The 16847-nt window shown below is 68.8% G+C and carries 15 protein-coding genes; 8 read left to right on the top strand and 7 right to left on the bottom strand.

Annotation, left to right across the window (positions count from 1 at the left end; genetic code table 11):
• Window positions 1–273: 273 nt before the first annotated feature.
• The 5 genes from ACIA58_RS05280 (at window position 274) to ACIA58_RS05260 (ending at window position 4691) form a co-directional block, all read left to right on the top strand.
• Window positions 274–1002, top strand: coding sequence for a GntR family transcriptional regulator (locus ACIA58_RS05280; protein ID WP_396402327.1), 729 nt, complete (start codon window positions 274–276; stop codon window positions 1000–1002).
• Window positions 999–2315 carry a nitrate/nitrite transporter gene (locus ACIA58_RS05275; protein ID WP_396402326.1) on the top strand — a complete coding sequence of 439 codons (1317 nt, stop codon included), beginning with the start codon at window positions 999–1001 and terminating at the stop codon, window positions 2313–2315. Before ACIA58_RS05280 ends, ACIA58_RS05275 begins: the two co-directional genes overlap by 4 nt.
• 98 nt (window positions 2316–2413) lie before the next feature.
• Window positions 2414–3403, top strand: coding sequence for an ATP-binding cassette domain-containing protein (locus ACIA58_RS05270; protein ID WP_396402325.1), 990 nt, complete (start codon window positions 2414–2416; stop codon window positions 3401–3403).
• Complete coding sequence (locus ACIA58_RS05265; protein ID WP_396402324.1) at window positions 3400–4215, top strand: ABC transporter permease; 816 nt, start codon at window positions 3400–3402, stop codon at window positions 4213–4215. The genes ACIA58_RS05270 and ACIA58_RS05265 overlap by 4 nt, the downstream gene beginning before the upstream one ends.
• Before the next feature lie 32 nt (window positions 4216–4247).
• On the top strand, window positions 4248–4691 hold the full coding sequence (locus ACIA58_RS05260; protein WP_396402323.1) for a VOC family protein: 444 nt from the start codon (window positions 4248–4250) through the stop codon (window positions 4689–4691).
• On the opposite strand, the gene ACIA58_RS05255 is transcribed toward ACIA58_RS05260, so the two are convergent.
• Entirely contained in the window at window positions 4688–6040 is a 1353-nt protein-coding gene (locus ACIA58_RS05255; protein ID WP_396402322.1) for a serine hydrolase domain-containing protein, read from the bottom strand. The genes ACIA58_RS05260 and ACIA58_RS05255 overlap by 4 nt on opposite strands.
• An 86-nt stretch (window positions 6041–6126) precedes the next feature.
• Between ACIA58_RS05255 and ACIA58_RS05250 the strand changes: the two genes are divergently transcribed.
• Entirely contained in the window at window positions 6127–9369 is a 3243-nt protein-coding gene (locus tag ACIA58_RS05250; RefSeq protein WP_396402321.1) for an AfsR/SARP family transcriptional regulator, read from the top strand.
• Here the strand turns inward: ACIA58_RS05250 and ACIA58_RS05245 are convergent.
• From ACIA58_RS05245 to ACIA58_RS05235, 3 genes are all read right to left on the bottom strand, one after another.
• Window positions 9366–9992 carry a TetR/AcrR family transcriptional regulator gene (locus tag ACIA58_RS05245; protein WP_396402320.1) on the bottom strand — a complete coding sequence of 209 codons (627 nt, stop codon included), beginning with the start codon at window positions 9990–9992 and terminating at the stop codon, window positions 9366–9368. The two genes, ACIA58_RS05250 and ACIA58_RS05245, sit on opposite strands and share 4 nt — an antisense overlap.
• A gap of 118 nt (window positions 9993–10110) precedes the next feature.
• Window positions 10111–10629 (bottom strand): DinB family protein, encoded by a 519-nt coding sequence (locus ACIA58_RS05240; protein WP_396402319.1) that lies wholly within the window; start codon window positions 10627–10629, stop codon window positions 10111–10113.
• A complete protein-coding gene (locus ACIA58_RS05235; RefSeq protein ID WP_396402318.1) occupies window positions 10626–11159 on the bottom strand; it encodes a DinB family protein in 534 nt (177 codons plus the stop codon). The genes ACIA58_RS05240 and ACIA58_RS05235 overlap by 4 nt, the downstream gene beginning before the upstream one ends.
• A gap of 267 nt (window positions 11160–11426) precedes the next feature.
• Here ACIA58_RS05235 and ACIA58_RS05230 point away from each other — a divergent pair, with 267 nt between their 5' ends.
• Window positions 11427–12116, top strand: coding sequence for a DUF433 domain-containing protein (locus tag ACIA58_RS05230; RefSeq protein ID WP_396402317.1), 690 nt, complete (start codon window positions 11427–11429; stop codon window positions 12114–12116).
• Here the strand turns inward: ACIA58_RS05230 and paaK are convergent.
• The 3 genes from paaK to paaI are packed head-to-tail and all read right to left on the bottom strand — an operon-like array spanning window position 12113 to window position 15039.
• Window positions 12113–13411 (bottom strand): phenylacetate--CoA ligase PaaK, encoded by a 1299-nt coding sequence (paaK, locus tag ACIA58_RS05225; RefSeq protein ID WP_396402316.1) that lies wholly within the window; start codon window positions 13409–13411, stop codon window positions 12113–12115. The two genes, ACIA58_RS05230 and paaK, sit on opposite strands and share 4 nt — an antisense overlap.
• A 9-nt stretch (window positions 13412–13420) precedes the next feature.
• Complete coding sequence (pcaF, locus tag ACIA58_RS05220) at window positions 13421–14623, bottom strand: 3-oxoadipyl-CoA thiolase (protein ID WP_396402315.1); 1203 nt, start codon at window positions 14621–14623, stop codon at window positions 13421–13423.
• Window positions 14620–15039 carry a hydroxyphenylacetyl-CoA thioesterase PaaI gene (paaI, locus tag ACIA58_RS05215; RefSeq protein ID WP_396402314.1) on the bottom strand — a complete coding sequence of 140 codons (420 nt, stop codon included), beginning with the start codon at window positions 15037–15039 and terminating at the stop codon, window positions 14620–14622. Before paaI ends, pcaF begins: the two co-directional genes overlap by 4 nt.
• A gap of 74 nt (window positions 15040–15113) precedes the next feature.
• Between paaI and paaN the strand changes: the two genes are divergently transcribed.
• Window positions 15114–16784, top strand: a complete 1671-nt coding sequence (gene paaN / locus ACIA58_RS05210) for a phenylacetic acid degradation protein PaaN (protein ID WP_396402313.1) — start codon at window positions 15114–15116, stop codon at window positions 16782–16784.
• Window positions 16785–16847 lie beyond the last annotated feature (63 nt).

The following is a 16847-nucleotide window of genomic DNA, read 5'->3' as shown; positions in this document are numbered from 1 at the left end:
GGCTCGGCCCTGGGCGGACGGGCCCGGGCCGTATCCGGAGACTCTAGAGCGGTTTCCGGACAGACGGAGTTCCTTGTCCACAACGCAGGGGAAACCCTGCATTCGTCACTACCGAGCGTCCGGCAGTTCACGCTCAGTTGCCCACATCCTGTGGATCTGCCTGTGGATAACTCGTGGACAAGCTGGGGAATAACCCGCCGAACCGGTGGATTGGGGTGTGTGTAAGATAGATACAACAGAGATACCAGTCGTATGGGTTTGGGGAGTTCAGTGGTGAGCGGGGCGCCGGAGCCGGCGAGTGAAGCGTTGATCCTGGGAGACGAGACCGCGGAGATCGCCCGGGTGGTGGTCGAGGCCGCGCCGGGGGTGGAGAAGATCCCCGCGGCCGAGCGCGTGTACGCGTACGTGAAGGCAGCGATCCTCGACCGGGTCTACCCCGGCGGCGAGTTGCTGACCGAGGGCGAGCTGGCCACAGCGGTCGGCGTGTCCCGTACGCCGGTGCGCGAGGCGCTGCTCCGCCTGGAGGAGTCCGGCCTGGTCAAGCTGTACCCGAAGAAGGGCGCGCTCGTCCTGCCGGTGCTGCCGCAGGAGATCGAGGACGTGCTCGAGGCGCGCGAGCTGATCGAGACCCACGCCGCCGCCAAGGTGTGGCCGCGGCGCAAGCAGCTGATCGAGCGGCTCACCCAGCGGGTCGACGAGATGCGCGCGCACCGCAAGGCGGGCGACGCGAAGAGCTTCCTGGAGGCCGATCGTGCCTTCCACGAGGCAATTGTCGATGCCGCCGGCAACCAGATCCTGGCCAAGCTCTACAACAGCCTGCGCGACCGCCAGGTCCGGATGGGTGTGCCCGGCATCGAGGTGCAGCCGGCCCGGATGGACAAGTCGATCACTGCCCACCAGGAGATGATCGACGCGCTCGGCGGCAACAGCGTCAAGCGGTTCCGTGACCTTGTCATCGCGCACATCGCCGAAGCCGCCAATGATCTGCGGGGCACTCGGTGACCGAACTCCTCTTCCCCCTGGGCGGTCGGCGAGCCTGGGCGGTGTGGACCACTGCTGTCCTGACGTACCTCGTCACCGTGCTGCACCGCGGTTCGATGAGCGTGGCCGGCCTGCAGGCCGCTGAGCGCTTCCACATCTCCGCATCCGCACTGGCCAGCTTCACGGTCGTACAGCTCACCGTGTATGCCGCCATGCAGGTGCCTGTCGGCATCCTGCTCGATCGGTACGGCTCCAAGCGTTTGCTGATCGCTGCGTCCGGACTGCTGTTCGCAGCGCAGTCCGCGTTCAGCCTGGTCGATTCGTACCCCGCTGCGCTCGCTGCACGCGCAGTACTGGGTGTTGGCGACGCACTGGTGTTCATCAGTGTGCTGCGCGTGGTCATGTCTTGGTTCCCTGCGCTGCGGCAGCCGGTGATGTCACAGGCGACCGGAATGCTCGGCGGGCTCGGAGCAATCATGTCGACCGTTCCGATGGCTGCTGCGTTCCATGCCTTCGGTTGGACGCCGACGTTCGCCGGTGCGAGCGTGCTGAGCCTCGTGGCCGGCGTACTGGTGCTGTTCCTGATCAAGGACACGCCGTACGACGAACCGCTCCGCCGTGCGAAGCAGCCGCTCCACGAGGTCAAGAAGAACCTGCGTCGCGCCTGGAAGGAGCCGGGTACCCGGCTGGGGCTGTGGACGCACTTCACCACCAGCTTCTCCGGCAGCACGTTCGGACTGCTCTGGGGCTATCCGTTCCTCGTGCAGGGCCAGGGCGTCGCGCCGACGACCGCTGCGGCGATGCTGATCGTCCCGGTGCTCGCGGGACTCTGCTACGGCCCGCTGGTCGGTCGGTCCGCCGCCAGATTCCCGTTCTACCGGTCGTGGATCGTGCTGGCGGTGATCTCGGGCTCGGTGCTGATGTGGACCGTCGTACTGCTCTGGCCGGGCCGTGCGCCGATGCCGGTGCTCCTGCTGCTGATCGTCGTACAGGCTGCCGGTGGTCCGGGTTCGATGCTCGGACTGGACTATGCGCGGACGTTCAACCCGGCCACGCGCTTCGGTGCGGCCAACGGGATGGTCAACACCGGCGGGTTCATCGCCACGCTGCTCTGTATCGGAATGGTCGGCATCCTGCTCGACACCTCGTCCGGTGGGGCGCCGCAGACGATCGAGGACTTCAAGTTCGCGCTGGCGTTCCAGTACGTGCTCTGGGCGATCGGCACCCGGCAGATCCTCAAGTACCGCCGCAGGGCGCGCGGTCACCTGGCCCGGTACAACCCGGAGGCCTACCAGGCGCTGCTGGCCAACCAGATCGTCCCGCTGAAGGGCTGAGACAGCACGCTGGCACGGGGTGTCAGGCAAGTGCCAGGTCGGTGACAGGGCCGCGCGCCACTGTATTCCCAGTGAAGTAAGTCCACTGGGAGGAACCGATGACCACAACGAACCAGGTCGCCATCGAGGCGGTCGGTCTGGTCAAGAAATATGGCAACACGACCGCGCTTGCCGGCGTCGACCTGAGCGTGCCCACCGGCACGGTCCTCGGGGTCCTCGGCCCGAACGGCGCCGGCAAGACGACCGCGGTCCGCATTCTCGGCACGCTGCTCCGGCCCGACGCCGGCCACGCCACTGTCGGCGGGTACGACGTCGTCCGGGAGGCCGGCAAGGTCCGCGGCATCATCGGGCTGACCGGACAGTACGCCTCGGTCGACGAGGACATGTCCGGCCGCCGGAACCTGATCATGATCGGCCGGCTGCTCGGATTCTCGCGGGAGCAGTCCCGGGCCCGGGCGGACCAGTTGCTGGAGCGGTTCGAGCTCACCGACGCGGGTGAGCGGATCGCGAAGACGTACTCCGGCGGTATGCGTCGCCGGCTCGACCTGGCCGCGAGCCTGGTCGGCAACCCGAGCATCCTGTACCTGGACGAGCCCACCACCGGACTCGACCCACACGCCCGCAACGGCGTCTGGGAGACGATCCGCAACCTGGTCCTCGACGGCACCACGGTCCTGCTCACCACGCAGTACCTGGAGGAGGCCGATGCGCTGGCCGACTCGATCGTCGTGTTCGACAAGGGCTCTGTGGTCGCCTCCGGCCGGCCGGCCGAGCTGAAGGCGCAGGCCGGCAAGCAGTCGCTGGACGTCCGTCCGGCCGAGCCGGCGCATCTCGAGCGGGTCGCCGCGATCGTCGCGGAGTCGACCGGTACGCGTCCGAGCGTCGACGTGGTGAACACCCTCGTCAGCGTTCCGGTGAGCGACGGCTCGTCGATGCCGGTCGTCGTACGGCGGCTGGACGAGGCGGGGATCGCGGTCACCGAGCTGTCGCTGCGGCTGCCCAGCCTGGACGAGGTCTTCCTCGCCCTGACCGGTCACACCGCCGAAGAGAAGAAGCCCGACGCCGTACTGGAAGGAGTAGGCCGATGACCACCGCAACTCTTGAACCACCTGCCCACCTGGGTCACCGGTCACGGCCGTTCGCCTGGGTGTCGCAGAGCCTGACGCTCGCCTGGCGCAACATCGTCCGGATCCGGCAGAACCCGGAAGCCCTGGCGGACGTGACGTTCCAGCCGATCATCTTCCTGGCGCTGTTCCTGTTCGTGTTCGGCGGAGCGATCGCGGGCGGTGGCGGCTGGCGCGGCTACCTGCCGGTGCTGCTGCCCGGTCTGCTGGTGCAGACCGTGGTGTTCGCGACGATGGGCACCGGGGTCGGTCTGAACGACGACTTCGCCAAGGGCGTGTTCGACCGGTTCCGCAGCCTGCCGATCGCGCGGATCTCGCCGCTGATCGGTGCGGTCCTCGGCGACGCGGTCCGGTACTCGCTGTCGATCGTGATCCTGATGACGAGCGGGTTCGTGCTCGGTTTCCGCTTCCACAACGGCGTCGGCAACGGCCTGCTGGCAATGCTGATCGTGCTGCTGTTCGCGCTGTCGATGTGCTGGATCTGGGTCTGGCTCGGCCTGACCATGAAGACCGCCCAAGGTGTGCAGGGCATCGCGTTCCTGGTGATGTTCCCGCTGACCTTCGGCAGCAACATCTTCGTTCCGACGAGCACGCTGCCGGGCTTCCTGCAGGCCTTCACCAAGGTCAGCCCGATCACCTATCTGGTGAACACCGAACGGGCCCTGATGGGCGGCGGCGCGCTCCAGAAGCCGCTGCTGATCACGCTGGCCTGGATGGTCGGCCTGGTCGCGGTCTTCGCCCCGCTGGCGATCCGCGCGTACCGCCGCCGTACCTGAAACCTGTCGGTGGTGAGCGTCAGAGTGGTCGTATGACGACGAACTGGACGCTCACCATCGACTGCGCCGACCCGGCCGTGGTCGCGCGCTTCTGGTGTACGGCGCTGGGCTACACCGAGTCGGATCCACCCGCTGGCTGGGACAGCTGGGAGGACTGGCTGACCGCGATGAACGTGCCCGAGAGCGAGTGGGACGACGGGGCCTCGATCTCCGACCCCGACGGCGTGCTCCCGCCGATCTCCTTCCTCAAGGTCCCCGAGCCGCGCACGGTCAAGAACCGCCTCCACCTCGACCTCCAGGTGGCCGGCGGCCGGACCGAGCCCCAGCACGTCCGCGAAGAACGCATCCGCACCAAAGCCGAAACCCTGATCGCCGCCGGCGCCACGCTGATCCGCGAAGTTCCGATGGACAACTCCACCACCCTCGACCACTTCTGGATGCAGGACCCGGAGGGCAATGACTTCTGCGTGGTCTAGCCGGGGTTGATGTCGGCGAAGGCCAGCGGTTCGCGGGTGCAGAGATAGGTTGCCCAGTGCAACTTTATGGGAGTGCCGGAGGGGTCGCGGGTGATCTGGAGGAGTTCGCCGGTTTCGCGGCCGGAGATGGTCCGGTAGGTGTCTTCGGCGATCTTTTCGAAGACGGCGGGGGACTGCCACTCCGCAGCCGCGGGGGACTTGGCCTGGAGCACACCGTCCTTGACCGTGAACGCGAACGGGCTGCCTTCGGTGAACCAGGTGCCGAGCACACCGGCCACCTCGGCCGGGACGTCGGTGCCGGGGACCCACGGCTCGGCCGGGAGCGGGTCCTCCTCGAGGACCTTGATGATCAGGTCGGTGGCCAGCGCGCTCGGTGCCGGGGAGGACGTGGCGCCGAAGAGCGCGATCCCCGCCGTACCGGACTCGCGGTGGACGAACGTCGACGTGATGTGACCCGGCAACCCGCCGTCGTGGCCGACGAACAGCCGGTCACCGCGGCGCAGCAGCATGAACCCGAGCCCGAACGCGAGCTGCCAGCGGTCCACGTCGGCCATGATCTGGACCTGACACATCTCGTCGATGGTGTCCTTCGACAGCACCTCGTCCACCGGGTCCGCGATGAACATCGCCCACTTGGCCAGGTCCTCGGCCGTCGATGCGAGCCCGCCGCAGGCGTCCATCGCGCCCATGTCGAGCAACGGCTCCCGCACCGGTACGTCGGTCCACGGCGGCACGTAGTACCCGGTCTGCGCCGGTCCGCCGTCCATGCCGACCGTCGTACGGCGCATCTCGAGCGGGTCGAGGATCCGTGCCTTGACCGAGTCGTACCAGGACCGGCCGTCGATCCGCGCGACGATCTCACCGAGCAGGGCGAACACCAGGTTGGAGTAGTGGAACCGGTTGTGCGGCTTGCCGATCCGCTCCGCGTCGTTCCATCCTTCGACCAGCTCGTCGCGGGACGGGAACTTCATCAGGTCCCAGACGTCGCCGACGGGCTCGCGCTGCATGCCGCTGGCGTGGCTGAGCATCTGGCGGACGGTGATGCCTTCGTGCCTGCTGCCCGGGATCAGCTTGTCGACGGTGTCGTCCAGGCTGAGCTTGCCCTCGTCTCGCAACGCCATGATCGTGACCGCGGTCAACGTCTTGCTCTGCGACGCGATCAGGAACTGCGAGTCCGCGGTCGGCGGCACGCCCGGATTCCCCAGGTCGGCCGATCCGGCGCCGGTCGACCAGGCCAGTTTCCCGGCGCGGGCCACGGCGCCCACCACCCCGGGAACCCGTCCCTTGGACTGGCGTTCGGCGACGATACGAGTAAGTGCGTTCTGCGTCTGCTCGGCGATATGTGTCACGGGTTCCGACCTTAGAGGAGCTGAGTGACAAAAGGCAGGGGGGTTTGGTCGGTGCGATGTGCGAGGCTGGGGGAGTGCGCATAGCGGTGCTTGGGCCTCTCGCGATGTGGGCGGCTGACGGGACTCCGCTCGACATCCGCGGCGCCCGCCTGCGCGGATTGCTGGCGCGTCTCGCGCTGAGCGCCGGGCGGCCGGTCAGCGTCGAGACGCTGGTCGACGGACTGTGGGGCAGTGAGGCCCCGAGTGCCAACGCGCTGCAGTCGCTCGTGTCCCGCCTGCGCGCCGGTCTCCCGGCGACCGAGTCCAGCATCTCGGTCCAGTCCGGCCCGGCGGGCTACACCCTGACCATGGGTCCGGACTGCGTCGACGCCCTCCAGTTCGAAGACCTGGTACGCCGCGGCCGCGCGCTGCTCAGGTCCGAGCCGGAGCAGGCCCACACGCTCCTGACCCAGGCCGACAAGCTGTGGCGCGGCGAAGCCCTCACCGACCTGCGCGACCTCCCGTTCGCAGCAGTCGAGGCGGACCGCCTGGCCGAGCTCCGGCTCGCCGCCGCCGAGGACCTCGCGGAGGCCGCCGTGACCTGCGGCCAGGCACGGGACCGGATCGCCGACCTCGAGCAACTCGCCGTCACGCACCCACTCCGGGAGCGCGTCCACGAGCTCCTCATCCGCGCCCTGTACGCCGATGGCCGCCAGGCCGAGGCCCTGTCCGCGTACGAGAGGGTCCGGACCACGCTGGCCGACGAGCTGGGGGCCGACCCTGGCATCCGCCTCCGCGACCTCCACGTGTCAGTGCTACGCGGTGACACAGTCGACCCGACCGCGAAGTCCTCCACCGTGCCGGTGCCGGCGCCGATAGCGCCCCGGAGCAACCTGCGTGCGCCGCTGACCAGCTTCGTCGGCCGCCGGGAGGACGTGGCCGAGCTGACCCGTCTGATGAGCAATGGGACCCGACTGGTGACCATGGTCGGCCCGGGCGGCGCCGGCAAGACCAGACTGGCCACTGAGGCCGGCCGGACGCTCGTGGACCAGAGCGGCGACGGCATCTGGTTCGTAGAGCTCGCGCCACTCGGTGACGCAGCCGACGTGGCACCAGCAGTCCTGTCGACCCTCGGCGCCAGCGAGTACGTCGACGTACAGCCGGCCAGCTTCGCGCCGAAGCACATCCCGACCAGCCGTGCCGCAACGCTCCGGCTAGTCGAGGTGATCGGTGACCGCCGGGTCCTGCTCGTGCTCGACAACTGCGAGCACCTGATTCAGGAGGTCGCCGGACTGGTCGACTCCCTGCTGGCCTCCTGCCCGCGGCTCCGGGTGCTGACGACCAGCCGCGAGCCCCTCAGCATCCCCGGTGAGCACCTGCACCCGGTCGGCCCGCTCGCCATGCCGCCCGAGGACGAGCACAACGACACCGACGACTACCCCGCGATGCAGCTGTTCGTGGATCGGGCGCGCGCCGTACGCCCCGACTTCGCGCTGATCGACAAGAACCGGGACGCGGTCGCCGAGATCTGCCGCCGGCTGGATGGGATGCCGCTGGCGATCGAGCTGGCCGCGGCTCGGTTGCGGGCGCTCACTCCGCCACAGATCGTGGACCGGCTCGCGGACCGGTTCCGGCTGCTGACCAGCGGCTCCCGGACCGCCCTGCCCAGGCACCAGACCCTTCGCGCCGTCGTGGAGTGGAGCTGGGACCTGCTCGATCCGGACGAGCAGGCGGTCGCCCGGCGGCTCTCACTGTTCTCGGGCGGAGCAACGCTGGACGCGGCCGAGCAGATCTGCAGCGACGACCACATTCCGCCCGAGTCCGTGCTCAGTGTCCTGGCGTCGCTGGTGGACAAGTCTCTCGTGGAGGCCGCGGCCGACGAGCGATCCGTGCGCTACCGGATGCTGGAGACGGTCCGTGCGTACGGCGCGGAGCAGCTGAAGGCCTCGGGTGAGTACGAGCACTTCCGGCGCAAGCACACGGCGTACTTCAGCCGGATGCTCCGCCAGGCCCGACCGAAGCTGCGGACCGGTGAGCAGATCCAGTGGATCGCCCGGCTGACCGCCGACAACGAGAACCTGCTCGACGCGCTGCGTACGGCGATCGACATCGGCTCGGCGCGCATCGCCGTACAGATGGTCGCCGTGCTGGGTGAGTACTGGACGATGAGCGGCCGCCCGGCCGAAGCGGTCAACTGGATGCGGGCCGCCCTCGCCGTCCCCGGGAAGAGCCTGCCGCTGGACAAGGCCGAGGCGCTGTACCTGCTCGCGCTCGGGCAGATGTCGAGCGGCGAGGACCAGGTCAAGTCGTTCCAGCAGATGATCCGCGGGCTGGCGACGGTCCGCTGGATGACCCGGCGGCACCAGCAACTCGTGGACGCCGGGATCGGCCTGTTCACCAACGCGGTCTGGGCGGCGATCCGGCGGGACAAGGCGACCTGCTTCCGCGAACTGGAGGCAGCCGGCGAGCATCCGGATCCCTGGGTCCGGAACATGGGCATCATGATGGGCGCGATGTTCCGCGAGAACGAGGGCGAGGTCGAGCAGATGGCGGCCAACCTGACCGTCGCGCTCGACGGCTTCCGCCAGCTCGGCGACCGCTTCGGTACGTCGATGGCGCTGCGCGGACTCGCCGGCTACCAGGCCGCCGTCGGGCAGCATGCCGAGTCGCTGGAGTCGCTGACGGAGGCACTCCGGCTGATCGAAGAGCTCGGTACGTCGGAAGGTGTCGCGCAGTTGCTCGGCGGGGCGGCGATGAGCCGGATCGAGCTGGGCGACATCGACGGTGCCCAGGCCGACCTGGAGCGTGCGTTGCGGCTGTCCGAGGAAACCGGATCCCGCGGCGGTCAGGCGATGGCCTACATGGGTCTCGCGCGGGCGGCGTACCGGACCGACCGGCTGGACGAGTCGAGAGACCTGGCCGAACGCGCGTACGGGATGCTCGACCTCGACGCCGAGCGGATGGCGCCGCACGGACAGGCCAGCATGCTCGCGCAGCTGAGCCGGACGTATGCGGCCACCGGCGACCTGGAGAAGGCGAAGCAGCACAACCGCGAGGCGGTGCGACTGGCGCTCACCACCGAGGACATGCCGCTGGTGGCGGCCGTCGTCGAGACCGCGGTGGATGTGGACGTGGCGGCCGGCGAGACCGAGCAGGCGGCGCGGACGCTCGGGATGGCGAACGTGCTGCGCGGGATGCGGTCGGTCCCGGACGGCGACGTACAGCGGGCCATCGATCGGCTACGTGATGCCTTGGGCAACGAACAGTACGACGCGAGCTACGACGCCGGCGCCGCACTCACCCGCGACGAAACCCTCGCCGAGCTACGGAAGCGCTACAGCCCGGACTAGGCGGTGATGAGCTGTACGGCGAGGTCTCGCAGTGACTTCTGCACCTTCTGCTCCGGCGGGCGTGGTTCGGCCAGCATCCAGTCGTAGACGACGGTGTTCACCGCGCCGAAGAACGCCAGCGCGAGGAAGCGGAAGTCCTTGCGCTTGATCTCACCGCGCTCGACCGCGGTGTCGCCGAGGTCGCGGACGCTGCCGATCAGCAGCTCCCGGAACGCGATCCGCTGCTCCTCGACCGCCGGGCTGGTGCCGACCACCTCGACGAACGAGATCCGGGCCCGGCGCAGGTCCGCCATGATGGTCCGCAGGTACGAGTCGACGGCCGCGGTGATCCGCTCCCGGACCGGCCGGTCGGCCGTCCGGCGGAGCGCGTCCCCGGTGCTCCGGACCGCCAGTTCGATCACCTGCGCGTGCACCGCGAGCAGGACGGCTTCCTTGTTCTGGAACTCGTGGTAGAAGTGCCGGGTGGACACTTTCGCCTGTGTACACAGGCGTTCCACGGATGTCGCCGGATATCCTTCGGTCCCGAAGAGTTCGAGCGCGGCGGCCAGCAGCCGTTCCCGGCGCGCGGCCTTCCACTCCTCGACTGACCGCCCGGAATAACGGCGTACGGAGGGTTCCCTCATCACACCTCTTGTCGCTACCCCGTGCCAGATGCCGGACATCCTATCCACCCCTCGGCGCAGGTGTAACCGGGTTTGGTCTTCGCGCGGAATGTCCGCGCGAAGACCGCCCCCGCAACGCTCAGTTCAGCTTCTCGTAGCCGGTCGCTCCGTCGAGCAGTTCCCGGATGATGTCGAGGTGGCCCAGGTGGCGCGCGGTCTCCTCGATCAGGTGGCACAGGATGTACCGGACGGACGCCTTGCCGGAGTCGCGGACCTGCTCGGCCCGTTCCACGTCGCCGAGGTCGTCGAAGCCGGCCACGATCTCGCTGGACCGCGCGCATTCGGCGTCGTACTCGTCGAGCAGTTGGGCGAGCGGTACGTCGTCGACGAACATCTCGGCGTCGACGTGACCGTCGTCGGTCCACGGGGTCTGGCCGGTGTCCGGCGTACCCAGAAGGTTCATGCTGAACCAGGAGTACTCGATCCAGCGGAGGTGAGCCACGAGTCCCGCCACCGTCATCAACGGCGAGGTCGGCAGCACCTGCCGGTGCGCGTCGGCTTCGCTCAGGCCATCGCACTTGGTCCGGACGAGCGACCGGAGGTGATCGAGCCAGCCGGTCAGCTGGGTCCGCTCGTCGGCGGTCAGCGGCGGCCTCATGCCGGGCTCATCTTCGTGTAGCCGGTGTTGCCGTCGAGAAGCTCTCGGATGATGTCCATGTGTCCCACGTGGCGGGCGGTCTCCTCGATCATGTGGCAGAGGATATAGCGGAGCGAGGCGGCCTCACCCTTGGCGGCGTACGGCCCTTGCTCGACGGTGTCGAGCGGCAGTACGGCGATGGTTTCGTTGGATCGTGCGCATTCGGCGTCGTACTCGTCGAGCAGTTGGGCGAGCGGTACGTCGTCGACCATCATCTCGGCGTCGGGGTGGCCACCCTCGGTCCATGGGCTCTGGCCGGTGTCGGCCACGCCCATCAGGTTGAGCTGGAACCAGGACCACTCGTTCCAGCGCAGGTGCGCGACCAGTCCTGCCAGAGTCATCAGGGGCGAGGTCTCCAGAACCTTGCGGTGGGCATCTTCTTCGGCGATTCCTTCGCACTTCATCCGGACGAAGGAACGCTGCAGGTCGAGCCATCCGATCAGCTGGACGCGCTCGTCGGCGGTCAGCGGCGGACGTTGTACTTCGGTCATTCGAAAGCTCCTGTAGCGATGAGGAGCCACCCGGTCTCAGCCGCGGGTACGGCGGACGGGCAGCACGACAGTCGGACTCGACATCGCGCTCACCTCCTCTCCGCCGCCGGCGGTGTCGTCCACCGGCAGCAGCACCGTACACCCCCGCCTTGTGCACCCGGCAACCACATTTCCGGCCGCGAAACGGTCGGTGGGTGCCCAAGGTGCGATCCGCGGATGGCATGCTCGGGATCAGCACAGCGCCCGCACCGCGCGATGAGGTGAGACGTGGACCCACGATTCGACCTGCCGCTCTACACCCGTGCCGAGGTCGCGCTCCACCTCGGACTGCCCGCCACCACGCTCGGCGACTGGTTGCGCTCGGGTGCGCTCGAGGCCGGCACCGCGAGCCGGGGTGAACCGACGATCACCTTCGCCGGGCTGGTCGAGACTCACATGCTGCGGCACCTGCGCCGCTCCGGTCTGTCGCTGCAGGCGATCGGCGAGGCCGCGGTCGCCCTCCGCTCCCGGGCCGGCCGGCACTACCCGCTCGCCTGGTCCGGCCTGGCATACGACGGGCGCGACCTGCTCATCGAGATCTCGAACGAGGGCCGCGAGGCCGGATGGGAGCGCATCCGCGACAGCCAGGGCGGCTTCCCCGGCGTACTCCGGCGTGGCTCGGCCGCGATCGGCTGGTCCGACGACGGGTACGCCGCAATGCTCCGGCTCGTCATCTACCACGACATCGACGTGATCGTGGACCCGGAACGCGCCTACGGCCAGCCGCTGGTCGACGGCTCCGAGGTCCGCGTCGAGGATGTGATCGGCGAGGTCCGCACCGGTGCGTCGTACCGCGAGATCGCCGCGAAGTTCAACCTCGACGACTTCGAGGTCGAGGCCCTCGTCCGTCCCCACATCCGCCCACCCGCCTTCCGCAAGACCCGCCACCTGGAAACCCAGGCCGAGTCCCTGCTTTAGGTGCGATCGTCGCGGATGCGTTTCGCCTTGCCCAGGGAGCGTTCGAGGGCGTGTGGGGGCAGGACTTCCACCGCCGCGGTTACGCCTACTCGGTCCTTGATGCGGTGGGCGAGGGTGGTGGCGGCGGTGGTGTGGTCGGACAGGTCGGGGGCAGCTTCTACCTGGACGGTCAGTTCGTCCAGGCGGCCGGGGCGGGTGAGGACGCAGAGGTAGTGGGGAGTGAGGCCGTCGACCAGGAGGATCTGTTCTTCGATCTGGGTCGGGAAGACGTTGACGCCGCGGACGATCATCATGTCGTCGGTACGGCCGGTGATCTTCTCCATCCGGCGCATTCCGGGGCGGGCGGTGCCGGGTAGCAACCGGGTCAGGTCGCGGGTGCGATAGCGCAGTACGGGGAAGGCTTCCTTGGTCAGCGTGGTGAAGACCAGTTCGCCTTCGGAGCCGTCGGGAAGTACCTCGCCGGTGACCGGGTCGATGATCTCCGGGTAGAAGTGGTCCTCCCAGATGTGCAGGCCGTCCTTGGTCTCGACGCATTCCTGCGCCACGCCCGGCCCCATCACCTCGGACAGGCCGTAGATGTCGACCGCGTGGATCCCGGTCCGCTCCTCGACCTCGGTGCGCATCGCCTCGGTCCACGGCTCGGCGCCGAAGATCCCGATCCGCAGCGAGGTGTCGCGTGGATCGAGGCCGCGGGCGGACATCTCGTCGACGATCGAGAGGAAGTACGACGGGGTGACCATGATGATCCGCGCGCCGAAGTCGCGGATCAGGTCCACCTGCCGCTCGGTCATGCCGCCGGACACGGGTACGACGGTGCACCCGAGCCGCTCGGCTCCGTAGTGCGCGCCGAGCCCGCCGGTGAACAGACCGTAGCCGTAGGCAACATGACACACATCGCCCGCACGACCGCCCGCCGCCCGGATCGACCGCGCCATCAGGTCGGCCCAGTTGTCGAGGTCCCGCTTGGTGTAGCCAACCACCGTCGGGCGCCCCGTCGTACCGGACGAGGCATGCACCCGCGCCACCTCGGACCGCGGTACGGCGAACATCCCGAACGGGTAGTTGTCCCGCAGGTCCTTCTTCGCGGTGAACGGCAGCCGGCTCAGATCCTCGAGCGACTGAAGGTCTCCGGGCTTGAAACCGGCACCGTCCAGCGCCGTCCGGTAGTGCGGCACGTTCTCGTACGCGCGCCGTACGGTTGCCTGTAGCAACGACAACTGCCGGGACCGGAGCTCGTCGACGGACAGCCGTTCGCCCGCGTCGCGCAACTCCGAAGGACAAGCCTCACCGAGCATGAAGAACCCCTAGGGACGAGTGAGAAGGGTCGCGATGCCCTGTCCGACGCCGATGCACATGGTGGCCAGTGCGTACCGGGCGTCGCGGTGGCGAAGCTCCATGGCCGCGGTGAGAGCGAGGCGGGCGCCGGACATCCCCAGCGGGTGGCCGAGGGCGATGGCGCCGCCGTTCGGGTTGACGTGCTCGGCGTCGTCGGGCAGTCCGAGTTGCCGCAGTACGGCGAGGGACTGGGACGCGAACGCCTCGTTCAACTCGATCACCTCGATGTCGGACAACGCGACGCCGGTGCGATCGAGCAGCTTCCGCGTCGCGGGCGCCGGCCCGATCCCCATGATCCGGGGCGGTACGCCGGCCGCCGACGTACCCACGATCCGGGCCAGCGGCGTCGCCCCGGACTGCTCGACAGCCTCGCCGCTCATCACCAGCAAGGCGGCGGCCCCGTCGTTCACGCCCGACGCGTTGCCTGCCGTGACCGTCCCGGCTGATCGGAACGGCGTCTTCAGACTCGCCAGCGCTTCGAGTGACGTCTCCCGCGGATGCTCGTCGGTGTCGACCACCGTCACCGCACCACGCTTACCCGGTACGTCGACCGAGACGATCTCCTCCGCCAACCGGCCATTGGCCTGTGCCTTCGCGGCCCGCTGCTGGGACCGCAACGCGAACAGGTCCTGGTCCTCACGGGAGATCGAGAACTCCGCCGCGACGTTCTCCGCCGTCTCCGGCATGGAGTCGATCCCGTACTGCTCCCTCAGGGCCGGGTTCACGAACCGCCACCCGATCGTGGTGTCGAAGATCTCCGCCTGCCGCGAGAACGCGGTCGTTGCCTTGGGCATCACAAATGGCGCCCGCGACATCGACTCGACCCCACCGGCCACCACGATGTCGTTGTCCCCGGCAATGATCGAGCGGGCCGCGTAGGCGACCGCGTCCAGGCCGGATCCGCACAGCCGGTTGATCGTCGTACCGGGCACCGAGTCGGGCAGGCCGGACAGCAGCACGGCCATCCGGGCCACGTTCCGGTTGTCCTCGCCGGCCTGGTTCGCGCAGCCGAGGATCACGTCGTCGATCAGCGCCGGGTCGAGGGCGGTCCGGTTCAGCAGCGACGAGATCACGTTCGCCGCGAGGTCGTCCGGCCGGATGCCGGCGAGCGCACCGCCGTAGCGCCCGATCGGCGTCCGGACGCCGTCCACCAAGAACGCTTCACGGGTCATGACTGCTCCTCAACGATCGTCCCGGACAGTTGGCGGCTGCGGCCGCGGAACTCGGCGATCACCTCGGCGCCGCGGGTGACCGTGACGTCGTAGATCGCGTTCCGGCCGAAGGCGGTCCGCTCGTGGGCCTCGGCGACCAGCAGGTCCCCGCGCCGGGCCGGGGCGACGAACACGATGTCGCAGGCCTGCGCGACCGTCACCTGGTTGCGCGAGTTGCAGGCGAACGCGAACGCCGAGTCGGCCAGACTGAACACGAATCCACCATGCGCGATCCCGTGCCCGTTGACCATGTCGTCGCGCACGGTCATCTCGAGCCGCGCCGTACCCTCGCCGACCGCCACCAGCCGCATGCCGAGCCCGGCGCTGGCGGTGTCCTCCGCCCACATCGCCGCGGCCACCCTGGCTGCCAAGTCCATCCGACCTGCCCCATCGAGAAGAAGGTTTATGACACTCTAGTCCCGGTTGCGCCCACGACTGTAACATCGCAGTCATGACCGATCTGCTCGCCGCTCATCGTGACCGACTCGACGCGGCTCTGACCGCGATCCGCAGCCGCGGCTACCACTCCGCCTTCCCTGAGTCGCCGAGCCCACGGGTGTACGGCGAGAACGCGGCAGCCGACGGCAAGGCGGCGTTCGAGGCCCACCTCGGTACGACGTACGCCCTGGACATCCCCGGTGCGCGCGGCACGGTCGTCACCGAGCAGTCGCCGTTCGGGATCTCGATGGACGTCTCGTACCCGCGGGTCGTCGAGGACGGTCTGGACGAGCTGCTCACCGGGGCCCAGCAGGGTCTGGCGGACTGGCGCCGGGCCGGGATCGACGGGCGGACCGGCGTGGTGCTGGAGATCCTCGACCGGCTGCACAAGCGCGTGTTCGAGCTCGCCAACGCGGTCCAGCACACCAGCGGGCAGGCGTTCGTGATGGCGTTCCAGGCCGGCGGCGCGCATGCGCTGGACCGGGCGCTGGAGGCGGTCGCGTACGCACACGAGGAGATGCACCGCTACCCGGCCACCGCGACCTGGGAGAAGCCGGCCAAGGGCGACCCGATCCGGATGGAGAAGACGTTCACCGTCACCGGACGCGGCGTCGCGCTGGTGATCGGCTGCAACACCTTCCCGACCTGGAACTCCTGGCCCGGCCTGTTCGCCTCCCTGGTCACCGGCAACGCGGTCGTCGTGAAGCCGCACCCGCTCGCCGTCCTGCCGCTGGCGATCACCGTCGACGCCTGCCGCGAGGTGCTGGCCGAGGCCGGCTTCGACCCGAACCTCGTGACCCTGGCCACCGAGCGGGCCGGCGACGGCCTGGCCAGGCCGCTGGCTCAGCGGCCCGAGGTGAAGCTGATCGACTTCACCGGCGGCAGTGAGTTCGGCGAGTGGCTCGAGCAGAACGCGACCCAGGCGACCGTCTTCACGGAGAAGGCCGGCGTCAACGCGGTCATCGTCGACTCCACCGACTCCTTCAAGGCGCTGTGCAACAACCTGGCCTTCACGCTCTCCCTGTACTCCGGCCAGATGTGCACCACCACCCAGAACCTGTTCGTCCCGGCCGGCGGGATCGAGACCGACGAGGGGCACAAGTCCTTCGACGAGGTCGGTCAGGGCATCGCGACCGCGATCAGCAAGCTGCTCGGCGACGACGCCCGCGCGGTCGAGATCCTCGGCGGCATCGTCAACCAGGCCGTGATCAGTCGCCTCGAGCTCGCTCCGGAGTACGGCGACGTGGTGCTGGAGTCCCGCGCGATCGAGCACCCGGCGTTCCCGGATGCCGTCGTACGGACGCCGCTGCTGGTGGCGATCGACGCCGAGGACGCCGACGTCTACGGGCGGGAGTGCTTCGGGCCGGTGTCGTTCCTGGTCCGGACCGCGGATACCGCCCAGTCGATCGATCTCTTCAAGTCGACCGTGACCGAGGACGGCGCGATGACCGCCGGCATCTACTCCACCGACCCCAAGGTCCTCGACGAGGCTCGCGACGCCGCCCTCGACGCGGGCGTCGCCCTGTCGGAGAACCTCACCGGCCAGGTCTTCGTGAACCAGTCCGCCGCCTTCAGCGACTTCCACGGCACCGGCGCGAACCCGGCCGCGAACGCGACGTACACCGACGGCGCGTATGTCGCGAGCCGCTTCCGGGTGATCCAGTCACGCCGCCACGTTGGGTGACAGTAGCCGTGCACACAGGGTGAGATTGACGTTAAAAAACAACTCAGCGCTACGTCTTGCGTT

It is taken from the genome of Kribbella sp. NPDC051586 (assembly GCF_044453965.1).
GTDB lineage: Bacteria > Actinomycetota > Actinomycetes > Propionibacteriales > Kribbellaceae > Kribbella.
This window is presented reverse-complemented; position numbering and strand designations above follow the sequence as displayed.

What these genes read in the sequence shown, in the direction of transcription:
- ACIA58_RS05265 (WP_396402324.1), top strand. Translation starts at nt 3,400, where the DNA reads ATGACCACCGCAACTCTTGAACCACCTGCCCACCTGGGTCACCGGTCA.
- paaN (WP_396402313.1), top strand. Translation starts at nt 15,114, where the DNA reads ATGACCGATCTGCTCGCCGCTCATCGTGACCGACTCGACGCGGCTCTG.
- ACIA58_RS05235 (WP_396402318.1), bottom strand. Translation starts at nt 11,159, where the DNA reads ATGACCGAAGTACAACGTCCGCCGCTGACCGCCGACGAGCGCGTCCAG.
- pcaF (WP_396402315.1), bottom strand. Translation starts at nt 14,623, where the DNA reads ATGACCCGTGAAGCGTTCTTGGTGGACGGCGTCCGGACGCCGATCGGG.
- paaI (WP_396402314.1), bottom strand. Translation starts at nt 15,039, where the DNA reads ATGGACTTGGCAGCCAGGGTGGCCGCGGCGATGTGGGCGGAGGACACC.
- ACIA58_RS05245 (WP_396402320.1), bottom strand. Translation starts at nt 9,992, where the DNA reads ATGAGGGAACCCTCCGTACGCCGTTATTCCGGGCGGTCAGTCGAGGAG.
- ACIA58_RS05270 (WP_396402325.1), top strand. Translation starts at nt 2,414, where the DNA reads ATGACCACAACGAACCAGGTCGCCATCGAGGCGGTCGGTCTGGTCAAG.
- ACIA58_RS05260 (WP_396402323.1), top strand. Translation starts at nt 4,248, where the DNA reads ATGACGACGAACTGGACGCTCACCATCGACTGCGCCGACCCGGCCGTG.
- paaK (WP_396402316.1), bottom strand. Translation starts at nt 13,411, where the DNA reads ATGCTCGGTGAGGCTTGTCCTTCGGAGTTGCGCGACGCGGGCGAACGG.
- ACIA58_RS05240 (WP_396402319.1), bottom strand. Translation starts at nt 10,629, where the DNA reads ATGAGGCCGCCGCTGACCGCCGACGAGCGGACCCAGCTGACCGGCTGG.